The sequence below is a fragment of the Bacteroidota bacterium genome, assembly GCA_008933805.1.
GTDB lineage: Bacteria > Bacteroidota > Bacteroidia > UBA8524 > UBA8524 > SB11.
The window spans coordinates 167,132-190,919 of the sequence record WBUH01000008.1 but is presented as its reverse complement, the minus strand read 5'-3'; the positions used below and the strand labels follow the sequence as shown (position 1 = coordinate 190,919).

At 40.3% G+C, this 23,788-nt stretch carries 23 protein-coding genes; 12 read left to right on the top strand and 11 right to left on the bottom strand.

Translation table 11 applies throughout. The features are described from left to right. Positions 1 to 321 precede the first annotated feature (321 nt). Genes F9K23_09840 through F9K23_09830 form a run of 3 tightly spaced genes read left to right on the top strand, consistent with a single transcriptional unit; the run spans position 322 to position 3,211 of the window. Positions 322 to 1,797, top strand: coding sequence for a TraM recognition domain-containing protein (locus F9K23_09840; GenBank protein KAB2916023.1), 1,476 nt, complete (start codon positions 322 to 324; stop codon positions 1,795 to 1,797). Between the two features lie 15 nt (positions 1,798 to 1,812). Then, positions 1,813 to 2,373: a hypothetical protein gene (locus F9K23_09835; GenBank protein ID KAB2916022.1), complete on the top strand. Its 561-nt coding sequence runs from the start codon at positions 1,813 to 1,815 to the stop codon at positions 2,371 to 2,373. Next, a complete protein-coding gene (locus tag F9K23_09830) occupies positions 2,345 to 3,211 on the top strand; it encodes a relaxase/mobilization nuclease domain-containing protein (protein ID KAB2916021.1) in 867 nt (288 codons plus the stop codon). Before F9K23_09835 ends, F9K23_09830 begins: the two co-directional genes overlap by 29 nt. Before the next feature lie 185 nt (positions 3,212 to 3,396). Here the strand turns inward: F9K23_09830 and F9K23_09825 are convergent, their stop codons facing one another. Then, the gene (locus tag F9K23_09825) at positions 3,397 to 6,558 is read right to left on the bottom strand and encodes an NACHT domain-containing protein (GenBank protein ID KAB2916020.1); all 3,162 of its coding nucleotides are present in this window, start codon (positions 6,556 to 6,558) and stop codon (positions 3,397 to 3,399) included. A gap of 92 nt (positions 6,559 to 6,650) precedes the next feature. Here F9K23_09825 and F9K23_09820 point away from each other — a divergent pair, with 92 nt between their 5' ends. Beyond that, a complete protein-coding gene (locus tag F9K23_09820; GenBank protein ID KAB2916019.1) occupies positions 6,651 to 6,980 on the top strand; it encodes a hypothetical protein in 330 nt (109 codons plus the stop codon). 122 nt (positions 6,981 to 7,102) lie between these two features. On the opposite strand, the gene F9K23_09815 is transcribed toward F9K23_09820, so the two are convergent. The 9 genes from F9K23_09815 to F9K23_09775 all read right to left on the bottom strand — a co-directional run bounded on the left by F9K23_09815 (position 7,103) and on the right by F9K23_09775 (position 12,826). Continuing rightward, positions 7,103 to 7,411 carry a DUF2958 domain-containing protein gene (locus tag F9K23_09815; GenBank protein KAB2916018.1) on the bottom strand — a complete coding sequence of 103 codons (309 nt, stop codon included), beginning with the start codon at positions 7,409 to 7,411 and terminating at the stop codon, positions 7,103 to 7,105. Positions 7,412 to 7,617: 206 nt separating this feature from the next. Beyond that, the gene (locus F9K23_09810) at positions 7,618 to 8,343 is read right to left on the bottom strand and encodes a hypothetical protein (protein ID KAB2916017.1); all 726 of its coding nucleotides are present in this window, start codon (positions 8,341 to 8,343) and stop codon (positions 7,618 to 7,620) included. Positions 8,344 to 8,473: 130 nt separating this feature from the next. Continuing rightward, positions 8,474 to 9,034 (bottom strand): hypothetical protein, encoded by a 561-nt coding sequence (locus F9K23_09805; GenBank protein KAB2916016.1) that lies wholly within the window; start codon positions 9,032 to 9,034, stop codon positions 8,474 to 8,476. A gap of 6 nt (positions 9,035 to 9,040) precedes the next feature. Next, positions 9,041 to 9,394, bottom strand: coding sequence for a hypothetical protein (locus tag F9K23_09800; GenBank protein ID KAB2916015.1), 354 nt, complete (start codon positions 9,392 to 9,394; stop codon positions 9,041 to 9,043). Between the two features lie 119 nt (positions 9,395 to 9,513). Beyond that, positions 9,514 to 10,029 carry a LytTR family transcriptional regulator gene (locus F9K23_09795; GenBank protein ID KAB2916014.1) on the bottom strand — a complete coding sequence of 172 codons (516 nt, stop codon included), beginning with the start codon at positions 10,027 to 10,029 and terminating at the stop codon, positions 9,514 to 9,516. A gap of 1,253 nt (positions 10,030 to 11,282) precedes the next feature. Then, complete coding sequence (locus F9K23_09790) at positions 11,283 to 11,753, bottom strand: ArdC family protein (protein ID KAB2916013.1); 471 nt, start codon at positions 11,751 to 11,753, stop codon at positions 11,283 to 11,285. Further along, positions 11,750 to 12,037 (bottom strand): hypothetical protein, encoded by a 288-nt coding sequence (locus tag F9K23_09785; GenBank protein KAB2916012.1) that lies wholly within the window; start codon positions 12,035 to 12,037, stop codon positions 11,750 to 11,752. The genes F9K23_09790 and F9K23_09785 overlap by 4 nt, the downstream gene beginning before the upstream one ends. Before the next feature lie 13 nt (positions 12,038 to 12,050). Continuing rightward, entirely contained in the window at positions 12,051 to 12,344 is a 294-nt protein-coding gene (locus tag F9K23_09780; protein KAB2916011.1) for a hypothetical protein, read from the bottom strand. Between the two features lie 62 nt (positions 12,345 to 12,406). After that, on the bottom strand, positions 12,407 to 12,826 hold the full coding sequence (locus F9K23_09775; protein KAB2916010.1) for a hypothetical protein: 420 nt from the start codon (positions 12,824 to 12,826) through the stop codon (positions 12,407 to 12,409). A gap of 352 nt (positions 12,827 to 13,178) precedes the next feature. On the opposite strand from F9K23_09775, the gene F9K23_09770 reads away from it, so the two are divergent. From F9K23_09770 to F9K23_09735, 8 genes are all read left to right on the top strand, one after another. Further along, positions 13,179 to 13,511 (top strand): hypothetical protein, encoded by a 333-nt coding sequence (locus F9K23_09770; protein KAB2916026.1) that lies wholly within the window; start codon positions 13,179 to 13,181, stop codon positions 13,509 to 13,511. A gap of 34 nt (positions 13,512 to 13,545) precedes the next feature. Continuing rightward, entirely contained in the window at positions 13,546 to 14,574 is a 1,029-nt protein-coding gene (locus tag F9K23_09765; GenBank protein ID KAB2916009.1) for a CBS domain-containing protein, read from the top strand. A gap of 172 nt (positions 14,575 to 14,746) precedes the next feature. Beyond that, positions 14,747 to 15,025, top strand: coding sequence for a hypothetical protein (locus tag F9K23_09760; protein ID KAB2916008.1), 279 nt, complete (start codon positions 14,747 to 14,749; stop codon positions 15,023 to 15,025). Next, complete coding sequence (locus F9K23_09755; GenBank protein ID KAB2916007.1) at positions 14,994 to 16,706, top strand: hypothetical protein; 1,713 nt, start codon at positions 14,994 to 14,996, stop codon at positions 16,704 to 16,706. Before F9K23_09760 ends, F9K23_09755 begins: the two co-directional genes overlap by 32 nt. Positions 16,707 to 16,760: 54 nt before the next feature. Continuing rightward, complete coding sequence (locus tag F9K23_09750) at positions 16,761 to 17,351, top strand: hypothetical protein (protein KAB2916006.1); 591 nt, start codon at positions 16,761 to 16,763, stop codon at positions 17,349 to 17,351. Between the two features lie 115 nt (positions 17,352 to 17,466). Then, a complete protein-coding gene (locus F9K23_09745; protein ID KAB2916005.1) occupies positions 17,467 to 17,775 on the top strand; it encodes a helix-turn-helix transcriptional regulator in 309 nt (102 codons plus the stop codon). Positions 17,776 to 17,781: 6 nt separating this feature from the next. Further along, positions 17,782 to 18,321, top strand: coding sequence for a pre-16S rRNA-processing nuclease YqgF (locus tag F9K23_09740; protein KAB2916004.1), 540 nt, complete (start codon positions 17,782 to 17,784; stop codon positions 18,319 to 18,321). A gap of 61 nt (positions 18,322 to 18,382) precedes the next feature. Next, entirely contained in the window at positions 18,383 to 18,577 is a 195-nt protein-coding gene (locus F9K23_09735; protein KAB2916003.1) for a hypothetical protein, read from the top strand. A gap of 61 nt (positions 18,578 to 18,638) precedes the next feature. Here F9K23_09735 and F9K23_09730 read toward each other — a convergent pair whose 3' ends face one another. Further along, positions 18,639 to 23,786, bottom strand: coding sequence for a T9SS type A sorting domain-containing protein (locus F9K23_09730; protein KAB2916002.1), 5,148 nt, complete (start codon positions 23,784 to 23,786; stop codon positions 18,639 to 18,641). Positions 23,787 to 23,788 lie beyond the last annotated feature (2 nt).

The following is a 23,788-nucleotide window of genomic DNA, read 5'->3' as shown; positions in this document are numbered from 1 at the left end:
AATACACATTTACCATGTCCAAACGCCCTCTATTTGTATGGGGTAGGAGATTCGGAAAAGTCACGCTTTTATTAGGTGCTGTAAAGAACACCGCATCGGAACCGAAGCAATCCCCCTATTACCAGCCTGAGCGGAAATCCAGTGCAGGAGCCCTCGCCTTTGCCTTCTTGGTTATCGCCCTTTACCTCCTTGCCAAATACTACGGCTGGGTGGAGTAGTGCTATGCACAAAGGCATTCATGCCTATACACCTCCAATCAAAAAGTCTTCAATTTTTTCTAACCAAATTTTCAATTACCCATTCATTAAAAAATAAAATATCATGCACAACACAAACCAAATTTTGGGTTATATTTTTCGTATCAGTATAACTCTTGCGCACAAAACCCTAACCTTCCTAGTTAGATTAATCGAGTTAATTTTAAAGACGTTCTTCGCAATCGTCGCAGGTACGGCAGCTACTCAAGCCACTACTACCCAACACAACGCTTCTTTCAAAGACAATCCCGGGGAACTCATCAGTTTTTGGAACAAAGGTTTTAGGGTATCCGATAAAGCCTTTAGTCTCGAAACCAGCAGCAAACATTTAGCTGTATTTGCGCCAAGCGGTGGGGGCAAGACATTATCCTTGTTTGCCAACACTTTGCTCAGTGCCAACGGCGAAAAATCCTTCATAACGAGAGATCCCGCCTCGCAACTTTATAACCTGTGCAGCGGACAACTGGCACAAAAGAATTATCGAAACATTGTAATTAATGTAAACCACGCCTTGTTAAGCTCCGGAGCCTTCAACCCCATCGGCGGAAAGCTTACCAACGGGGAACTCAACCGATTATCGGAAATTATTGTTTCTTCCGCATATCAGGGAAGCACGGGCGATCCCTACTGGCAAAATTCTGCAAAGGAATTGTGCTTCGTGCTTCTGAGACTCTTGAAAGCTCAACCCGAAGAGTACCATACATTGTACAACCTGAAACGAATGGTTGAAGCATTGGCTGCTGACGAGCAATCTCTCGACCGAATGGTGATAGCTCAGGCATATGATGACGATTTTACAAGGTCATACGCCGCCATATTGGCGACGCCGGACAAAACCCGCTTAAACACAATTTCGACATTAAAAACTGCTCTCAATGTATTCTCTGATGACGATCTTGCAAAAGTAAGTTCTGTTTCCACTTTTGATTGGTCGGAACTGCGGAAACAACCTACAGCGGTGTTTATCGTCTCATCGGTGTTGGACGACAAGTACCTGAGTTTATACCAAAATTTGCTTTTCTATTCCGTTCTTAACCAGTTAATGAAAGAAATACCTTCAAAGGCCTCGTTACCTGTGCAGGTATTGGTGGATGAAGCCTCTACGTTGACTTTAGGTAACAGCTTCTTATCGACTGCATTGTCGAATTGCCGCAAGTACGGTATACACTTGGCTCTTGCTTACCAAAGCCCTGCCCAGTTGGAAATTTACCCTCCTGCCGAACGAAAAGCCATTTTAGCGAACATATATTCTTCTTTATTTTACCCGGGTCAAACGATTGACGTAGCGAGGACTCTTGAAGAAACTTTAGGCAAAACGACCATTACCGATGAAAAGGGAACTCGGACAGAACCCTTGATGAGTGCTGCCAACATACGCACGATGCAGGGCAAAGCAATCCTACTTTGCGGTAACCATCCTGCGATACTGCTAGATATAAAACCCTATTACACCATCTGGCGATTTAAAGAGCGTTCTAAAATCCCGTCTGTACCCATCGTTCCCATACCACAGCAAACTCTTGCCAAATTACCACTCTAACCTACGTTTATACCAATGCCACGAACACCTAAAAAGGGAACAGGGTGGTATCAATATTTAGAAGACAATAACCTGTTGGGAGCTGACAGAGAAAAGTTACAAGAGGCACGCAAACGCTATCATAATCTTTGGAAGCGTAATTTTCGGGAAAAGCAGAATAAGGCCGGGGTGAAATACTACAAACCCCGGTTTACTTCCTCTGACAACCAGCGGCTCGTCAAAACAGCCAAAGCGTATGGCATCCACCCCACCCAATATATACAACAGGTAACAATATCCTACCTTGATAACACTCCGCTCTTGCCAAATAGCGAAATATTTAAGCGTATCATTCAAGTCCTGTACCTTATCAGTAACGAACTTACAGAACACTCCGGTACGGCTTCATTCTCACTGCATGAAGAATTACAAACAATGAAAGCCCGTCTTGCCATTATCGAGAATTGGCTGAAAAACCTTTATTACACACCGCCAACTGTTCCAGATATTCTTACAGAAGCACTGCAACAACACCCCGATTTATTACCCGTACTAAAAGCTATTATCGATGCCGGTTATCAAAAGCATGAGCCGTAAGACACTCTCATTCAAACAACTCCTGCACTATGTGTTTGAAGGGCAAAAAGAAGTTCCCGTACAAGGTTTTGAGCATTTTGTCTATACCAAAAACATACGTGCAGATAGCCACGATATAGAGGCCTTAACCAAAGCATTTGAATTAAATGAAAGTTACCGCATTAGGCGCACCAGCCGTTCCAATATGCTCTATCATGAAGTGATTTCATGGAATAATCGGGACACAAGCAACATAAATACAGGTATGCTAAAGGCATTTGCAAAGGAATACGCTAAAGTACGGGGCAACGGTTTATTTGTTATCGTACCTCATTACCATCAGGGTTCGGTTCATTTGCACGCGGTCGTTTCAGGGCTTGAGGTGCTCTCCGGTCGCGCACTTTCTAAATCTAAATCTGAGTTTGCCGCAATAAAAAAATCGCTTGAAGAATTTCAAAAGACCCGTTGGCCTGAAATCGTGCATTCTCAGGTTGAACATGAAAAGAAGGATAAAACCAGAAAAACCGACCGGGAGTATCAACTCACTAAACGTACAGGTAAAGAATCACAGAGAGAGGAGCTGAAACAGCACATAGAGGAATGTCTAGCGATAGCAGCTACTACCGATGAACTTCAACAGTTACTGAAAGAAAAAAATATTCCTGTATACTTCAGAGGTGACCGCATGCAAGGAGTCTTGTCACCGACGGGACGTAAGCATAGGTTCAGCTTGCTGGGCTTCAGTGAGCGAATAAAAGAACTGGAGCGCAATCACACCAAAGAAATAGAAATGCAAGAAACATTAGAGCGCATACGCAAACTACGAAACGAAAGAGACAACAGGGAAATCGACAGATAACCCTTCATAACAATATTGAAAGGCTGCCCTTATAGGCGGCCTTTTTAGTTTATGGCACATAAACCTAGAAGGGGGTCTGGGGGAAACGAAGCGCCAATAAAGAAATTAAAGGCGGTTTGTTTCCCCCAGCAAGATTGAATTGGGCAGGTGGATGCCGCCCAATTCAATCTTGCTTAGTTAAATAGTTATGCCTTATTATCTTTTAGTTTTTTTATAAGATTGAAGATGAGTTTTGTTGGTGTTCCATCTTTGATAAACTTTACTATATCAGTCCGGTAACTCTCTGCTACGCTAACTTTTGTTTCACCGTATATTTGGTCTTTTTCAAGTATTTTCTCTTTCCTCAAAAAATCAATAATTTCATTGAATTCGAACAATCCTGATCCTATTCTTCCGTAACTTCTTCTTAGTGAATTATAAGCTTCCCTTCCTTTGTGAGCTTTATCAAGAGTTTGAGGTTGCAATTTTCCATACGAGAAGAACAAGCGAAAAAAATCTCTTAAATAAATTTCAATGTTTTCTTTTTCTATTGAAATAGAGGATTTATGCTTCTTGAAAGCAGCTTTAAACTTATCGTCAACTGTACAATTGTGAAAATTTTGTTCGGGTATAGATAATACTTTAACTTGTTCACTGTTAATATTATATATTGAGCACTCAGAAAAAAAGGTGTTTTCGTTAAAAAGGCATTCCCAAAAAAAATAGAAATTGTCAATAGTTGATTTTGTTATTTTTAAATCTCTAAAATCAAACTTTATTTTTCCTTCGTTGTTATGAATGTTGAGCATTTGAAGGCCTTTGATCTCATTATTAGATATTGCAAATAAATCCTTTAGGAGACGTGTGTTTTGTTCAATGTCATTGTTTTTTTTATGTAAATTGATTGTAAGACAGGCGGAGAACAAGGAAGAGATTGCTTTGATTTTTTGTTGTCCACTCAGTTCATTATTATCTTGAAGTTTGGATATTAACTCTGAACATCTTAGAATACAGTTCTCGTCCCAAACTTCAATTCTATTATTGACATCTTCAAGAAACCCAGAGCCAAACCAACAATTTTCATTCAATATTGTTAGTAATTGGTTCGTTACTTTGTTGTTAGTAAAGCTGTTGTCAATAAATTTTGTCAAATAAATCCCTCTGAAATAATCAGTTAAGAAGTCATATTTAAACTGTATAGAGTTTTTATTATTTTTTAGTAATGGATGTGCCTTTAGAATTTCAAATACGTTATTGTCTACATGATTGCCAATTGCATCAGAAATTATAGAATTAAACATAGTAATAGGAACTACACCTCTATATTTTATTGCACATTCGGTAAACACATTAAGCTGTTGACTAACAGAAATATTCTCGTATCTTAAATGCTCTCTGTAAAATATACGATGAATGATGTAGTCATTCTTTATTCTCGGGTTAAAGGAGTGGGTTTCATCAAACAAACTTGCCTCAAAAAAATCTTGCTCAGAGTCTACAATGGTTCTAATAACATCCAGTACATATGGATGGTAGTGATGTTTTATTTCTTCACTAGAAAGTTCAAAATTCTTCGCAATTTCAAGACATTTACTTATCTTCTTTTTGTCATTAATAAAAGTCTTGAAGAAAAAGTTATTCATTTGTGTATCATTAAACGGCAAAAGCTCTATAGTTTTTAGTTGGGAAGATCTGTATAAGGCTTGGTTCCAGAAATGTGTCCTGCATGTCAATACAACTTTCCCATTACCTAATTCTGAGTTTGAAAAGAGTATAGATTCGATAAAATCATTTACATCAAAGTTTGGGACTTTAGAAATAACTTCGTCGAGACCATCAATTATAATAAGTAAATTTCCGGCGTCAAAGTTTAACTTAAATAATGATTCATTTAGCTTTTGGAAGTTTGAGCCAATTTCCAGACACATCGTTTCATAAAATGTATAAATACTTATAAAACTTTCTTTTTTCATCTTTATTAACTCCGAAGCAATGCTACCTGATTCAATAAACAGAACAGTTGATTCTGTGTTATTTTGCATGTACTTATCAGCAATGAATTGAGCAATTGTTGTTTTTCCAATTCCGCCAGCACCAACTAATGCCAAGATTGGCTCGTCTCCTTGAGTAATCCAGTCTGTATAAAAGTCAACGGTGTCATATATTTGATTATTTATGTCATATGAAGGGATAACAAAGTTACTAATGTCCAGAAATCCATTGTGATTTGTTGGATTATAGTTGATTGGAGTGCACTCTTTTTGTATAAAATCATCAAGGAAAAATAAATTTCTTGGCCTGAATGTTCTTTTGATTGAGTCTGTGTATTTAATATTTTCATTTTGGTTTTTTTTCTTTCTTCTCGGTACCAAAATTATGAGCGAATTTTCTTTTAAAACTCCATTTTTTGTTCGTTTGATTCTTTCATGTGTTTTTGTTATATCTGTGTTTTCATATAAACACAAAAAATAAGTGCCTTGATTTTTTACTCGGTCAAGTTCTGAAAATATTTCATAACCTATCTTTTGAGTTGCATCTTCAAATGAGTCTACTTTTTTGTAAGTTGCATTCGGTCTATGAAGTTGTAAAACTGCCTCGAAGTCTTTATAACCTTTAATTTCAATTGATTGTTCAAGTATTCTTTTTTGTATTTTAAAAATGAACTCGCCACCTCGGTGATATTCTAAATTCAGTGGATGTCCTTGCGGTTTTTGAAAACTATTTGCGGAATACTCATCTTTTACATATTCTATGAGCTTACTTACCCTGAAATTTACTTTTGAATTATTCAAGAATGAAATAATCTTCTCAGCAAAAAGTGTGTTTTCATGCTCTCCTCCATCATTTACCTCGTTTTCACCTGAGGTCAGCGCCCATCTTGATTGAGTATCATCATAATCAGAGGCGTCGGTAAAAAAGCCTTTCGTAGGAGTTGTGATTAGGATTGATCTTGAAAAACAACAATCGCTTATCAAAAAAATGTGCTTAGCATTTATTTTTGATAGATAAGTAATTAATGTTTCATTCGAAATCCAAGTCGTATGCTCATTTTTAGCATCGTAAGGAATCCAAAACCCCCGTTTAGTTTTATTATCGATCCCCCCATGCCCAGAGAAATATATAACAAGATTGTCTTCTGGTTTTATAAGATTCGATATGCTTCCTAATTCACTTTGTATTCTATAATTTGTTGCCTTTTCATTATATAATTCGGTTGTTTTTTCACTAAAGAATTCGTAGCGCTTGAACAAAGTTTCTTTTATGTCTAAACAATCTTTAACAGATGAGTTAAGACGACTAAATTCACTGTCATTATACTCGTCAATTCCTATCATAAGAAGGTAGTTGTTGGTGTTCTCTTTTGCCATGATAGTTAAATTAGCAGTTGTGTAAATTTATTAAAATTAATTGAGTCATCAAGTCTTTTTTTCAATTACTAAATATGGTATGGTTTATAAATATGGAGAATTATGATTCAAGAATCAATTTGATTAATGAAAAACCGAATAGTATCAAACTTGAAAGACAAGAAATGGAAGAACTCTTAAAAGATTTTATGCGTCAGCGAATTCTTGAATTTACGGGGACCGAATCATTATCAGAAGAAATTATTTCTTCAAGTTTTTTTGAGGCTGTAGATTCTTTTATTCGGCTTAGATTTAATTATAATGGCAACATTTGTCATGTGGTAAAAATATTTAGTAATAATAAAGCCCAATTGGGAGTTGAGCTTGAGCATCCAAATATGCGTCATGCAACTTTTGAGATACTAAGCGAGATAAATACTTAGTCAATAAAAACAGCTCTTTTAATATAGTGTCATTTGTGAAAATAATATTCATAGATACCCTACCCATCTGGAAATCACAATTACAAAAAGGGCTGTCTTTAAAAGACAGCCCGATAGAGTATTTACCTCACTTTCCCCGACTTCACATCAGAAAGACGACATTCATCAAAGTGAATATCCCGTTCAATGCGAAGCCCAAACGGTAGCCGTATGGCCTCCATTTCATCAATAGAGAAGCTACCCAGTTCATCCACAAACATTCCTGTCACATACCCGAAACAAATATTGTCTTCAGGATCATAACTGATGGCCCACCATGTTTGTGAGCCGCAGGGATTAAAGAATTTTGCAACAATGATTGGGTCGCTTTCCTCACATTGTTCGCCGATTTCCAAAAATCGGGCTTGTAATTCAGAAGTAATAAGTTTCATGGTGTAGGTGTTATTGGTTGGTATGGCAAAGCCATACCAACCATCACCAAAACAGAAGCATTACACTCATTAAGAAATCAGGCAATACATTATGAGAGATGAAGAGGGGAAAAGAACAGTACACCAATAAGTATAAGTTGTAGATTTATACCCACAACGGGGGACAATTTTACTCCCGTTAACAATCCGTCAAAACAAGAAAGCCGCTACCGCGGCTTTACTTGGATTTGAGACAAAGACACTACATTCATATTGCTCTCCGGAGAGGTCTTGGCTGCCCACAATTTAGAATCCTCCTTTCGGGTAATTATTGTAAGACTGTGTGGCGAATCCGTAATCTTGTAACTGACAGAAAACCCGTCAGGTGAATCCGCATACAAAATTTCCGCATCCGATACCCCGCGCAAAAACACATTGATGGCAGCCATCTTCGCGCATACCGGATTGTGTTCGAGGCCGTAATACATTCGTCCCTCGCCAAACGCAGAGAAAAGTGCGGATATAAGCCCGCCGCTTCTGCAATCTGTTACCATAAAGTCAGGAGCGATAAGCGGGGTGTCCCGCTTAGACAATGCGTGCGCCATCACCAAATATGCATTATAAGGCAGGATGAGCAGTTCCTCTTCCTTCATAAAGTACTGTTGGTAATACTCTCCCAATACATCAGGATCTTCCCTAAGATTCACCCGCTTTTGTATCTCTTCAATCAATACATGGAGCAAAAACGGAAACAGCTTCTGTTCCCGTCTTGTATAGGAGCGGGAGACTTCGGAATACCAGGCCTCAAAATTAAAAGGTGAAGGGGTCTGTTGCGGAGAATCGGCAGCTAATAAGCAAATGGCAACGGACAGGAAATCATCAAATACACGTTCGGGGGGATGCCCGGTAAAGTGCTGTAGTAATTGTTCAAAAAGGTTTATAGAGTTATTCATAAAGGACTTGGTTTAGCATCACCATACCAAAAGCCTTTCAATCACTTTTAAAGTTTGTATCAAGAAAAAATAAAAAAGGCCTGCCCCCGAGCGGGAACAGGCCGTGTGTATACAAATGCACTACCGTCCTTTAATTCTCTAAAAACTCCTCAACATCAGGAAAGTCAGCCTCTTTGTAATTCTTTCCATTTGGCGTGGTAATCCGCCAGCCGTCGTCATACTTTGCCATCTTGACCGAATACGTTACCTCATCGTGTTCCTTATAATTCTTATGGTATCCAAACGGCGTAATATTGTGACGCACGCATATGAACTCCACCGTTGCCCGGGTTTCGTTTCCATCATCAAACAATATTGAGGTTACTTCTTTCAGCTTCCTCATATTGGTTGCAAATAGGGTACCTTCAGTTCCTGAATATCGGTAGGGCATACCTTTGTCTGTTACCGTCATGTCCGGAAACATAAGACCGTAATAGTGCGGTACGGACAGATACCCATCTCTTATTAGTGTTGTATAGTGATTGGCAACGGTTACGTTTAGATTAAGACTCACCGTTTCCACATTGGGATATTCGTAGAAATGCTCAATCAGTTGTGCTGCTTTTTTGCGTGTGAGCTTACCATTAGAACAACCGGAAAAAGCAAAACACGATACCACAACCAATAGCGTGATATATCCTTTACACTTCATAGCAGGTTATTTAACAAACTCAACAATATCTGCCGTCACCGTACATTGTCGTTGCCACATCACCAAATACAGGGGAGTAGTAATTGTTCTAAAGTCCACACTGACATTGGCAAGCAACTGCTTGTCCGATACATTGTACTCACGCATTAGATTTTCTTTTGCTTCTGCTACAAGGGCCTCTTTACCAAGACCACCCATATACAGTACGACGGTGGTTGTGGCCTTGCCTTGTGCAGCTCGCTTTACAATTTTGTAGTTAGCAGAACTAAGCTGTGCCGACGATTGAAATGTTCCCGAATGCACCCCGAAGCAGGAAGTAAATAAGATAATAACCAATGAGAAGAAAGTTAGCTGTTTCATACCGATAGAATTTGATTGTTTCGGACAAAACTATCATGTCCAAACAACCCCACCTACCGAAACCCGTAAGCGGTAGAGAAAGATAGGTGAAGGGTAGAACAAACAAGGTAAACGGTAAATCAGATGTAAAAATGTTCCTTCAAATATGCTTCTACCACCTTAGCCCTGTCCCGTGAAGGGTATAAGGTCTCATCATTGGCCATTACAATTGCCCGGTTGTTTACCTGCTTTATGTTGTAAGTGTTGATGAGGTAGTTGCGACGGATGCGCAAAAAGCCGTTGTAGTGGAGGGCGGCTTCAATATCGCTCAAGCGTTTGAAGATAACCGCTGAGTGGGTTTTGTTGTCATACGGTTTGAGGTAATACACCAATGCCTCGTTGTTATCCGCCTTGAAGTATAAAATATCCGTCAGTGCGATAAACGAAAACCCCTGCGCAGTGGGCAATGCGATTTTGGGGACGGGTGATATATGCCGGTTATAGATAGACATGGTGTCGCTTTTCTTTCCCCATGCCCGTAAACAAGGAGCGTGGGACAATGACCCGCTGCCTTCAGGGGACTGCGACATCCCACGCGCACAGACAAGCCAAAGCCCACGCATAGCGTAGGCGTTTAACTCATCCCTTGGGCGCATATAGAAGGTCGCAGTTTCTGAAGGCAAGGGAATAGCTAATCGCTACAATATTTTTACTATCACAAATTTAACCATTAGTTTGATTTCCTTTATCTATAAAATAAAAATGCGGGAGTTACCCGCATTTTTAATAATCTATTGTAAATGGTAGATTATTACATAAACAGTTTCAACACTTTAAATAACACATCAAATAAGGTCTCTGTGTTAAGGTGTTCTTGAGAAACAACCAAAGGTTCGGTTGTTCTAGCTTGTCCGTTTTCGAAAAACTGAACAAACCGGAGGAGTACTTTGAATGTAACCACAGTGTAAAAGTTGACTCTGTACTCTGCAGTTACAACTTGTTCCAATACACAGCCGCATCGGGTAATAAGCCCAGCTTGCACAATACGGGCATGTATTGTGTCATTGAGTAAAAGTGATTTTTTGTAAAAGTCTGACATAGTGCCTCCTTTTTGTTTTAAAACATGGAGGACCCGCAGCCGCTTTCTTCGGATTTTCCACAGTTGCAAAAACCGTAGAAATTTCATACAGTTTACTTGGAAAAGTAGGATATTTTTCGTACCCTTGCCTTCCTTTTAAAAACATTAAAGGTTTTTTCCCGTGGACGACCAATTCTTTGGGAATGACCTTGTTACCGAAGATTGGAGCTGCTGCAAAGTCGCTCCAATTTTTTTTATACTAATATGTATTGTATAGCTTTTCATAAAGCATAAAAAAAGCCGTCCTACTGGGCGGCTCAGTTCTTGTATAAGACCCATTACCGCCTAAAGGTTTCTTTATTGTAAATTCTCCTATGTAAGCTGCTTTGGTCATGATTTTTTTTAAACACTAAGACAAAGATATATAGTAATTCACACCTTGCATAATTTTTTTTACTAATTTTTTGATTCATAAACCTATATTAGACAGTCTTTTATGAAAATTATAAAAATTTAAAACTATTTGTTGTTTAATTAAAATTATAAGAGAAAAATCGTGCAATAAATTATTCATTGAGACGGGTTATAACACCTTTTTTCTTGCGGACACTTGTAGTGTATATTATTCTATCCAATTTTTTGAGAAGAGATGGGGCAATACAAGCTGAGCAGCGAAGCAAGAAAAATCAAACCAAAGAAAAACCCTTACCCAAAAGAAAAATAAAGAGACAAGGGTTTGCCGCTTTTCCCCGCGCGGCAAAAACGGCCCCGTAGAGAGCCGTTCGCCTCACATACCCTATACAGGATATAGAAACAGTTTAAGAGCCGTTATTAATACGGCAGGGGTTCCAACTCCTTGCTCTGTGGTTCAGGTTCTGGGTTGTCATTTACAGGTTGCGGTATATCTTCCACCTGTGCATTAGAAAACAAGTACGCAATACCATAAAACCGATACTCCTCTTGGGTAGGGTTCGCGTGGTCGGTGTCGGCTTCTTCGTTTGCTTCCTCTGCAATGGGTTCTTTAGGCACATGCTTTGGCTTAGACCAAAGCAAAAAAGCCTTTTCACCTTTCTTTACCTGCTTGCCTTGCTGTTTCCATCCCATAAAGCTGTTAAAGGTTCTATGTTCATGGCTTTTGTATAGGGTTTCCATAATGGCGTCGTTTATAGTTTCAAACGTACCGTCATCAACTAAGTCTTTCACTTCAAGGCTTAATAACTTCAACCGTTCCCGTGCTTGGTCTATGGGGCGGGGTTCTTTGGTATCTTTCAATTCCTGTGTTTTTTCTGTCGTGGTTGTCATGGTGTTTGTTCATTTAATAGGTGAGTTACTTGTTTGATTTTTTCTTCTTTTCGCTTGAGCCGTTTTTCATATTCACTATGCAGGTGCTTTAGAACACTTCGGATAATAGGGTTGTGCCTTCCTTTGAATATTGCATTCTGTGCTTCAATCGTAATAGTGAGGGTGGTATCGTTATCTATCAAATACGCTTGGTTCATCATAAATAACTGGTCGGTGCGAGCCTGCAATACTTTGCGCTGTTCTACCAATTGTTCCAATCGGTCAAATGGGTTTTGTGTGTTCATGGGGAGTATAGAATTACAAGTCAGTTATCATGTATTGGATAGCGTCGGGTACAGCTTCTAAAGTAACGAGGTAGTACAATCGGTTTACAAATCGGAAGCCGCTTACAATACAAACTGTTCCGTTTTCTTCAATGGCTGTCCAAATAGTGTTTTGCGTTTGCGTAACAACAAAAGCCAATTCTCTGCCTGTAGTTTCAAACCCGCAACCGTCCCACAAATCGGTATGTGTTATGTGGTTTTTCGTGAGGGTATAGTGCGCCCTGAATTCATCAATGGTTAGCAGTTTTAGTTCTTGTTCTGCGGTCATAATCGTTAATAGTAAAAGGATTAGAGAAACCACCCGCCGCAGGGCGGGTGGTGTACCATGTATTACGCGGCAGGGGTTGCCTTCTTTTGTTCTGAATACAAAAAAATGCCGTTTTCCAAATCTGTGATTTTACCATCAAAGAGAGCAAGCAAGTAGTTGCGCAACTCCATCACCAACTTAGGGTTTTTGATTTCATACGAGTTTTGGTTGAAGTCTTTTAGCACAATCATACCCCCGTACTGGTTAGTATGCTCAAAAATGTCCTCGTGTGCTTTCTCAAAAGACAATTCAGATACCGCATCCTTATGCTCCTGAAAACGGGCACGCTTATAGACAAGGTCGGTTAAGCCTTCAAAGTACTGCGCCTGTTCTTTTTGTGCTTGGGCTTTCAGTTGTTCAGCAGTTGGCTGTGTGGTGGTTTTGTTCGCTGTGGCGGGTGTTACTTCCTTCGCACCGTTGCCGTTTGTTTTGGGTGTACTCATGGTTTTAAATGGTTTTTACTGTTGTGTGTCTTTTGCGGGAAGGTTCTCTCTCAACAAAAAACATTTCCCCCGAAAGGGATAAGCAAAACCCCATCGTGCGGTATGGCGGAATTGGCAAGGCTGTAGGTCATATTTTTATGAGGCACGAAAGAAAAAATGTGAATACACCGAAGGCTCCGGCCTTGACAAGAGGGCGGATTGAAATTTGCTTAGCCCCTTGAGGGTGAAAAAGAGAAAATGAAGAAAAGGCCGATGGAAAAGATAAAGAGTAGTATATCTCTAATCAGTAATGAATTGAGAATTTTACTCCTATATTCGCTCCAACTATCGGATTACAATGAGCGAAACAGGAATCAAGTACTCGATACAACTTAGTTTTGAAGAGATTAAGCTCCCACCGTTTCAAGATATACTTATCCTCGGAAGAAATTCCCCGCAAGGTAAAATAGGACTGTCAAAATCATTTGAGTTGCTCATCCCTCAGGGGTTTGAAGTAATTGAAGTGGAAGATGATAGAGTTGAGGCTGTATTTATAAACAAGCGTATCACAAAAAAAATACCTGTAACCAAAGTCATAGAACTCCTAAAGTCCAAAGTATTCCCGTACATATCTGACGGGGAATTGTTAAAAGTTGATTTCAAAGTCAACATCTCCTATTCCTCTTTTGAAGAAGAGGATATATGAGGTGATAATGTTCTAACACTCTAAACATTTGCACATGCTGATTAAGGAATTTATACGAAGAGATTACAAAACCGTCGGACCCTACCAATGGGTGCAGGGCATTAAACATGACTTAGCTAGTAACAACGCGCTGGTAGTTATGGAAGACGGAACATATCTGGGGGTGCTGACTTCTCGAGATGTTGTGGTTAAATCCCATAATCTTGTTATTGATTGTGTGCTGCCGAAATCCCCCATCACCTCCCGCCATTTTATTGACCACGTTCTTGAGTTAATGGACGAAGAAAATACGGATGTTTTGCCGGTGGTGGAAGACGGGCAGTTTGACGGGGTAGTGTTTAAGAATGATTTAATTGGGCGACTCTTTACAATCATTGAAAAGCAAAAGCACCATGTACGTTCCATTGTACATGATTTACGAAACCCAATTACCAATATCTCAAGTCTAACGTCACTCCTCAAAAGTGACGGATCACATAACCCACAAGAGCTTTTAGAATACACTGAGCAAGCGTGTTCGTTTGCCAATGAGATTATTAATGAGTTATTGATGGTGTCAGAGATAGAGGATGATCAAGCTCCTACGAAGAATGAACAAACAGAAATAATGGGTTTTCTTAGGGAGTCTATCTCAAGTTGTAGAGGAGCGATGGTAGCAAAAAATATTACTCTGTCAGAGTTTTTACCAAACACTCCATTCTATCTTTCCATTGACCGGATAAAACTTCATAGGGCATTGTTTAATCTGCTTTCAAATGCGGTTAAGTTTACTCCCGAAGGTGGAAATATTACTGTCAGTGCAGAGTCTATGGATGCAATGATTACTATCTCTATTGCCGACACAGGAATTGGCATTCCTGAATCAATGCAGCCTATTATCTTTGAAAAGTTCACCAAAGCCAAGCGATTTGGAACCAACGGGGAAAATTCAACAGGTTTGGGTATGTATATCACCAAACAGTTGGTGGAGCTTCAAGGCGGAAGGATTTGGCTGGAAAGTGAAGAAGGAAAGGGAACTACTTTTTATATTGAGTTTAAGGGAGGTAGTTCAATCCCATCCTAAAACCATCAGAGCGAGTATATTTTGTCAGTAGTCTAGCTAAAAAGCGATAGCCGTATAGTTTCATACTATGCGGCTTTTATTATGTAGAATTTAATTAGCCCTTCTTTTTTGTTTCTGAGGAAATGCCATACTAAGGCTATTAACAACATTTCTGTAATCTGTTATACTTCAAATGCTGGACAATCAAGAAAAAAACATCAATCAAAATATTGTACCCAAAGAGGGGCGACCTACTTGCTTGTCCAGCGACAATACAGGTGTTGGTCGCCCCTCTTTGGGGTATTCACTACGGTTTGACCAGACCCAGATTAATAGCCTAATAGAGTTTGCTCTGATACTGAAAAAAATCCATGTCCGATTAATGATGGAAGGATTTACAATTTCAGAAACGGGTAAATTACTTCCTCCTAAAGACTACAATGCCAAAATCGACCCAAAGGACTTTACTTGATAGAGATTATTCTAACGCATACCTCGTTTATACCCGCAAAAGCACGGACGATACTGACAATCAAAAAAATTCAATAGAATACCAAGTTCAGGAAGCTTTAAAATATGCTTTTAAAGAGAACCTCTTGGTTGCTCCAATTAGTATCGAAAGTTTTAGCGAGGAAGGTATCATAAAAGAACACCACTCGGGATTTAAACAAAAAGAAGATTTTATAATACTATCCGACGGTTCTATAAAGCAGAAAGTAGAACGCCCAAAATTCCTTTATCTCGCAGATATGTTGCAAAAAGGAAATGTAAAAGGAGTGATTTGTTTATGTTGGGACAGAATCAGTCGTAATGAAGCTGATGATGTAATTATTAAAAAACTGATAAAAGCGGGGGTGGACTTCAGATTTGTTCAAGCCAACTATGAAAATACGAGTGCCGGAGCTCTTCACATGGATATTGACGGAATGTTTTCTCGCCACTATTCCAGGGTAATTAGTGAAAAAGTTAAGAATACCGCTACAAAACTTCGCAAGGAGGGAAGATGTATTTACATTTCACCAATAGGATATTTAGATAAGGGTTCGGATTCCAAGCCGTTTGACAATGAACGAGCACCCATAGTTAAAAAGATATTTGAGTTATATGCGACTGGCGAATGGAGCTATACTACTCTTGCCGCTTGGGCTAATCAACAGGGATTGACTACTAAACCTGTCAGGAGAAAAAGAACACGAAAAGAAAAATTGCAAGGCATACCGATAGAATCGATGCCTAAACTGTCACGGCCTGTTTCAGCCAAAACCATCGAAAACATTTTAAACAATCCATTTTACATTGGAAAGAACATCAACGAAGGGCAATGGATAGACAGTATTGCACATGAACCTCTGATAGATGCAGGTTTGTTTCTTAAAGTGCGGTATATGCAATCACAAAGAACGACAACAGTTCGATACCCGCATTTAGAATTCGCCACATACAGAGGATTAATCAAATGTAAAAAATGTGGGAGGGGTTTCTCTCCTTATGTTCAGAGGGGTATTACTTATTACCGTACCAAATGCAAACCAAATTGTTCAAGCGCCGTCAAAAATGTAAGTGAAAAATATATTACCGATGAAATACAGAAGATATTACTAAAAATAAGTCTATCGGATGAAGAAATAGCACATGTGTCAGTTATGGCAGAAGCAGAATTGGCAAAAGTAACCCAACGAAGGAATTCTGAGTTAGAAGATCTGCATGGTCGCCTTAAAAAAGTCATGGCCGATTTAGATTATCTACTCAAGGAAAGAATTACTCTGCTTCGCACAGGTATAATGACCGTTGAAATATTAACTACCGAAGAAGTTAGGATACGAAAGGAGATAGATGATATCCAATCTAAAATTCAAGCCAATTCAGTGTCCTCAAAAGCAATGTTAGATTATGTTATAAGTTTCTCAAAATTGGTAGAGAATAAGGGCGCGTATTTTCAATACGCACTTGATGCCGAAAAACGCGATTTGTCAATAAAGGCCTTTACCGAACTATTTTTCATGGATGGACAATTAGAATTTACAGCAAAAGAAGGCTTTGAAGCACTTTTTGCGAGATACTATGACCCTGTTTGGTCATCTGGCTCCCCAGATTATCTCTTTTCCAACATAGAGGCCATTTATCAAAAAGCAATTAAATCTAAAATAGATTAATAAATGCCTTTGGAGGTAATTTATTTATATTGGACAAATTTAAATTGTTTATCAATGATTGAACTAGCAAAGTTAATTGAGAAGAAAAATGAGGTAATAAATAATCTGCAACGTAAGATAACTCAGTTGGAAAAGCTTGATCTAAGTGAAAAAAGAGAGGTTACTATTAACTTAAATTGTTTGCCTGAGTTTCTACCTTCAAACCCAGAAAAGCGCGGTATCAAAAGTATACTACATGATATTTTTGGTGATGTAATGAGTGAAGATAGAGGTGCTGTTTATGTATTTCATCTACCTGAAAACATCGAAAGAAACAAAATTTTAGATGCTCTTAAAGAATGTTCCTTACTTAGAAATACATCTTCAATATCAAATGTAAAAAATAGGAATTATGATGTGTTATACGTTGGGAGTTATAAATCTCATTTTTGCAATAGATTTTATCAGCACTTGGGCTATGCTTCGCGTGGGACGGGTTCATTACAGTTAATACACTGGGCAAAACCGTTATTCCCAGAAATTAAATTAACATATTTTCCAATAGAGTTTTCGCCTTTAGCACTCCATAATCTCATTGAAATAGCAATGTTTAAAGCAGTGACCCCAATGATTGGTAGGATTGAAAGAGATATACTTAATGAATAGACAACATAATATATTCTTTATAAAAACTTTATCGCTGACACATACAATACATCCGGCCTTGTGCCGTCCACAGTTTCCACAGCACATTTTAATACCATTATAATCAGCCCTCCTTATGTCGGAGGGTCTTCATTTGTACAGTAGAGTCATGGAACTTGCAGGTCGACAAATTCCAAATACCATTCGCAAACACCGTAGAGTAAACGGATACTCACAAAAGCGGTTAGCGAAACAACTTGGCGTAAGCACCGCCTTAATCTCCCATTGGGAACGAGGCGTTACCATGCCGGGATTTGTAAACATAATAAAGCTCTGTGTCTTATTTGAGGTAACACCGACAGAACTCTATCATACTCTCTTTGACAGAGTGCGAGAGTATTACTATCAGGAGCAGGAAACCGCTCTCGAATACGATACAGAGTAATCATAAATGAAGTCCTTTGAAAACAATACAGATTGGAAAGACCTTACACCCAACCCACATCCACCACAAAGTGTTCTTGGTTTAAGTATCGGTACTAAACATATCGGCATTGCCGTTGAAGGTAGAAAAGAACTTATTGAGTGGAGAGTACGGCGGTTTAGAGGAAAGTGGTCGGATGACAAACTCAGCACCATACTTAGGTATTTAGAAAAGATTATTACCAAGCATCACGTAGAAGCCATAACCGTAAAAATCCCCGAAACTCATTACCACACGCCAGCGTTTGCCGCGCTCAAAAACGGACTCACCACACTTGCCAAACAAAACAACATTCCAATATACGGCTATACTATCCGCGATCTAAAAAGCTGGTACAGGGTACAGGGAAATATATTTAAAGAAGCATTGATGGAAGCCATGCTCGACATCCGGCCGGAACTCAAGCACGAATACCTCAAAGAAAAGAAATACAAAACAGGCTACTACATCCGCATTTTTGAAGCAGTTGCCACCATACACTTGTGCTACCGAATGTGGGAACTATAAGCGTTTACATATAAACCCAAAGCATCAGCGTACTATCAACAGAACATTAACCTAACAACTCATGAAGTACCAAAACATACTTGCAAAGAAAGTATATACAGATTCCGAAGGAAACGGGAAAGTATCATGGTTTAAGGCGGGTCATATCAAAGAAACCGCAAGCGGCGCTAGATACCTGCTCATGTATGGCCAACCTGACACCACCTTCCAAATTTTTGACAGCGCAGAACCTGATAGGGAAGAAGAGGACGAATAAAAAACAAAAGCCGCCCGATTGGGCGGCTTTGCGTGTGTTCATTATTCATTAAAGAATTATGCTACTCCAATATTATCATGGTTTCCGTATAATTCTGCCCATTTGCAGTAATTACCGCCGAATACGAACCGGCGCTCAACTCTGCAATATAAACAGTACGTGTATTCTCTCCTACGGTAAGTGTTCCTAATCCCATTGGATCGATCATCGGGTTACCCCATTGGTCGTAAATATTTAAAACCGCTGTGGAAGATGCAAAGTTCATGTCAATTTCTATTGCCACAGTTTCGGTGTTTTCTGTTGGGTTGGGAACAATTATAAAATCAAGCGAGTCAACATGTGATTCAAGATAAGCCGTATCGGGTTGTAAATTCAGTTGGAAATTAAATCCGCCGTCAGGTTCATACACTTCTGAACCTGTCGGTGCAGAATACTGCACAAACCTAAACACCTGTTGCCCCCTATCCTCGTCCATAACTGTTTCTTCATGCAATCGGAACTCAAAATGCGCCCATCCCCATTGTCCTGCTTCAAGGGTAATGTTCTCCAAGTAGAACCCGTCATCTTCCACGATAAATGTATAGCCGTCCAAGATATATCCTTCGCCAGCAGAGCCGCCTTCTTCCCACGCATTGTAAAGCACTGGGTCAAGTTGCACCACATAATACCCCAAATCCCAATAATTGGTAACGGGGTTGTCAATCGTCAGTCTGATTTTACGCTGTTCTGACCACTGGTTACCCATACGCAATACCCATTCAGGCGATTTCTTGTTCGAGCCGATAGAGTCATACACTTCGGTGTTGCGGGTCACAATTTTGTTGTTATTAATCATGTTTTCACCTGTTGGTGCAACTTCAGGGTATGTCATGCCAAACGGAGTATCTGGACAAGTTACTATCCGTGACAATACGCATAACGGATGTGAAATCTTACTGTTGTTAAAATAAGATGAATTTCCATACCATCCGGGGTAGGGAGGCTTCCATTGGAAAGTATATATCCGCGAATTACCTGCGGTTAGATTGGAGTCCAAATACGTCCCTATCTCACCACCCATCGGATTACGTTGCATAGTGATGGAGTCATAAATCCCATTATTTACTGTGTCGTAGTGCCAGCTTAATGGCCATTGTTCGTAAAATCCGCCCACTGTCCAATAGGTCTTTACTTCAAAAGTACCGCTGGTTTCCGTTCCTTTATTACGTACCACTGCCCTTAAATTATTCCAGTTGTTACTGTTAAACTCCATAAACTCAGGTTTTTTGTGTGTTGTACAGGTAGAGTCAGGCCAGCAGTTCCATAAATCGGGGCTTCCCCAATAATCGCGGTTAGGGTCGATATTAGGCTCTGCACCTGTATCGGCAGCTCCATCCTTTGCCCACAAATCTGTTTTTAAGTTGATGGTATCGGTAGAGCAGGGATACACCCACGTACAGGCGGTATTCAGCATATTCGCAAAGCGCACCTTTGGGCGGTAAATGCTTCCTTCAATACAATAACCAATGGTGAGAAACAGAGTGTCGTTATTACTGTTAGGGACTTCTTCCCAACTTCCTGTTTGTTTGTTGTATTTCTCCCAACGGAAAAACGAGTCGGAATTAGGGGCTTGGTGCAGCCATGCTACAGTGCTGTCTAACTGTACATAATAAAACGTATCCACTCCAAAGGCAAGGTTGCTCAAGTCATTTTTAAGCGTAACAGTGCTGCAAGGCACTTCGGTATGTGAACCGTAAGCAGACGGTTTTGGGAGTTTTAAGAAAGCAGTATTGCTGAATGTAGAACCGCAGCCAACTAAGGTAATCAATATCTTCACTGAGTCACCGTCAGAAATGATGGTGGGTAAATCATTGGGGTAACTCACTACCGAGCCTGCCGTCCATTGCCATGTCCCGGGCGAAGTTTCGTTGTAGTGATAGCGTTGCAGGGTAACGGTTTGAGGAGTGTCAAACTGCAATTCGATTGGGAATGTCCGCGTTGTAGATGTACCTCCGGGGCAGAAGGCTGAGTTAACAAGATTTTTCTTAATTAAGACAGGGGCAATCCGTACCCAGTTACTCATAAACTGGCAATTGCCCTGTTTGGCAATCCTTCGGTAATACAAAGTAGTGTCTTGTATTATCCCTGTAAGGTTTTGTAAAGTGTCTCCATTACCTGTTTTGCCCCATGCCTGTGCATTCTTGCTGGACTCCCAAAGGTATTTCACGCCGCCCATAGAAGAAACGGTAGTGTTACCAAACAGTTTCAATGGTTTGCCTGAAAAACACAAAGCAGTGTCCGCCCAAATGCGGTTGCTGTCCAAGAAATTGGGAATAATGCTCAAGGTATCGGTAGAAACACATCCGTTGTTGGGGTTGCTCATGTTTAGGATAACCTTACCTGCACCTGCGCTCCAGTTCACCGCAAGGTTGTTGTAAGGGTCAATGGTGGGTGTGCCGTTTGCCACGCTCCATGTATAAGTGTTTTCATCATCACGGTGGGATATGGAATAACTCACGGGGTTGCCGTTCAAGATGCAGGCGGTATCAGTTCCCTGAATTTTTGAGTGTATGCCGATGAAAATTTCTTTTTGTACGGTTTGTGTGCCATTAACGGTAAGGGTAACTGTGTATAACCCTGTATCACCATAGGTATGTTTAGGTTCACGTAGTGATGAACTGTCGCCGTCGCCAAAGAACCACTTATAACTGCCTGCACAGGCGTTGGAAGGTATAAAACTAATATGCCCGCAAGCACTGTCTATCATGGTAAAGGTCAAAGGGATTTGTGCGGGTAGTTTTGCATCGCGCATGTTGGGAAGGCCGCTCATACACATACCCCCGATACCATTAGAAGCCAATACAGGCCCATTAAAAGAGTATTGCGGGGCGTTGGGTACAGATTTAGTAACGTTGCTGTCAGGAGAGTTTATTACAGCAAGGTTGGAGTAGCCGTATTTGGAAATGTATACCCTGTTATCAGGACCTAACTGTAAGTTCGTAAAACCTGAAATAATAGGGAAGTCAGTTATTTTGGTTTTGCTTAAACTATCGTTGCCGCTTTGAAGGTCGAATTGAAATAATTCGGAATTAGTATTCATCGCATACAACAACTTAGAGTTAGGGCTAAATGAAGCCGGTTCGGGATTGTTGCTTATCAAGGTTCTGTATGGGGTAATTATCCCCGTTGATTTATCGAATCGTAATAATTTCCCCCAAAAGTATAACCAGTTACCATCAGGAGAGGCTTTTAACTGACCTACCCCGATTTTTTTAAATATTGTATCGGTTTTTCCAACATAAGTTATTCCATTTGTATCTACAGAATAAATAAAAATATTCATCGGAAAAGGAGGATTATCAGGTAGATTAGTTACCAATACCCAATAGTCCTGTCCGTTACATTTTGGGATAACTGTAATTTGTTCGTTTACTAATATGGCACTGTCCAGTGGAGAAACTGTAAATCCCGCAGGGCCTGCAATAGGAATATCTTTATTGGTTGCATCAATATCTCCTAATCCCCCATTGAGGGACATATCTATTATTGAATACCTAAACCCCTTTTGATTGCTTGCATCAATTCCTGACACAGATAACAACATAAAACGGTTAGTGTCTCCCGTCATGGGAAGCACAGCCGCCGATTGGCAGGCACTGAAATCCCCCAAAATAGGACTGTTAGGCATTTGTACATAATTTCGGTTGTATATTTCCATATAACCGGGATTAAAAACAGTTCCACCTCCGTAAAACAATAATTGTCCGTTGTTTTTGCTATGACTAATGGTGCCTTCGGAGGTATTAATGTTAAAAGGGTTCCTTTTCCACGGTTCAATATTTCTAATTACTCCACCAGCAGTAAATTTAAGTCCTGCGTGGTCTCCAAAAAACCAATTTCCTTGGTCACTCGCGATGGTAGTGCCGCAATCGGCCACCTGCAAAAAGCTGGTGCGCGTCACTTCGGAACTGTCCAACGAGCCGTATTTAATTTCAAGGGTTACGCTATAAACACCGATACTGTCGGCAGTCCATACAAGGCTGTCGGAAGTAAGGGTAGTATCAAAAAAGATAACACCGTTTCTGCGGATTATCCACTGGTAGCTCAATACGCTGTCGTACTCAATGGCACGTAGGGTAAATACCCCGCTGTCGCAGGCAAAGTTCTCGTCGCTGTCAAACCACGCACTGGCAAAGCAGTCGTTAAGCCCCAAAGCATTCAGGTTTTTCGGGGTGACCTGTTTACTGCGGTAACGTTCTAATGTGGCTTGCATTAAACTTACTTGGTCTGCCGTAAAGTTAGTTTGGCAGGCTTCGCCCGTATAATCCATGTAGTTTTCGTGGTTATCGGCTATGCTCAGGTGGTAGCTGCAATCGTTACCGCCGGGTGCAGGACAGGAATAGTTGGCGTTGATGGGGCGGGTATCGCAACACAAATCACCTTTGTTAGCGCAGGTAGCAGCATTGTTACCTTCGGCACAGCCGCCCTGCCACAGTTCGCGTAACCCTAAATAGTGGCCTGCTTCGTGTACTAAGGTTAACCCTTTGCTGTTGCTTGTAAGTGTGCCGCAGCTTGCGCAATTGGTATAGTCTCCGAATTTTGTGTAGCGGACAACTACCATATCCGCCCCTGTTCCCATGTCGGCAAAGCGTTGGTTAAATCCGCCAATGGTAGAAGGGCTGCCGTCAGAGGCTAAAATGTTGGGAGCTACATAAATGTTAAAGTATTTTTCAGGGTCATAGTAACGGGTATTTGAGGCGGCATACGCGGCTGCTAAATTTTGAAAACGGTAATCAAATGTACCTCCAAAGCGGTTGATGCCTGAAAACGAAGTGCCGTTGGGCCGCCGCTGTGCTAATACGAAGCGGATACCGTAGTTCTCAAAACGGGCATTCAGGATTTCCAATTGCTGATATACCTGTGTATCGCTCACGTTCACCGTGCCCCCGCTGGTATCTATATGAACCACTATCGGGATGATGTACACAGCTTTTTTACAGCCGGGGATTATGGTGTTGGTGCTATTACCTGTATCCACATACGGCCAATAATTATGGGTGGTAGGTGGGTTGGTGCGGAACTCTGCAAGTTCTGCTGCAAAGGCGGACTGCTTTTGCTGATAGGAGGTGTCCATTTTCCAAAGGGAGTCCGACGCACACAAATGGCCGGATTGGGCAAAAGCCTCCCCCCACAGCAGCAAAGCTGCTGTTAACAGTAATACAATTCTCATAG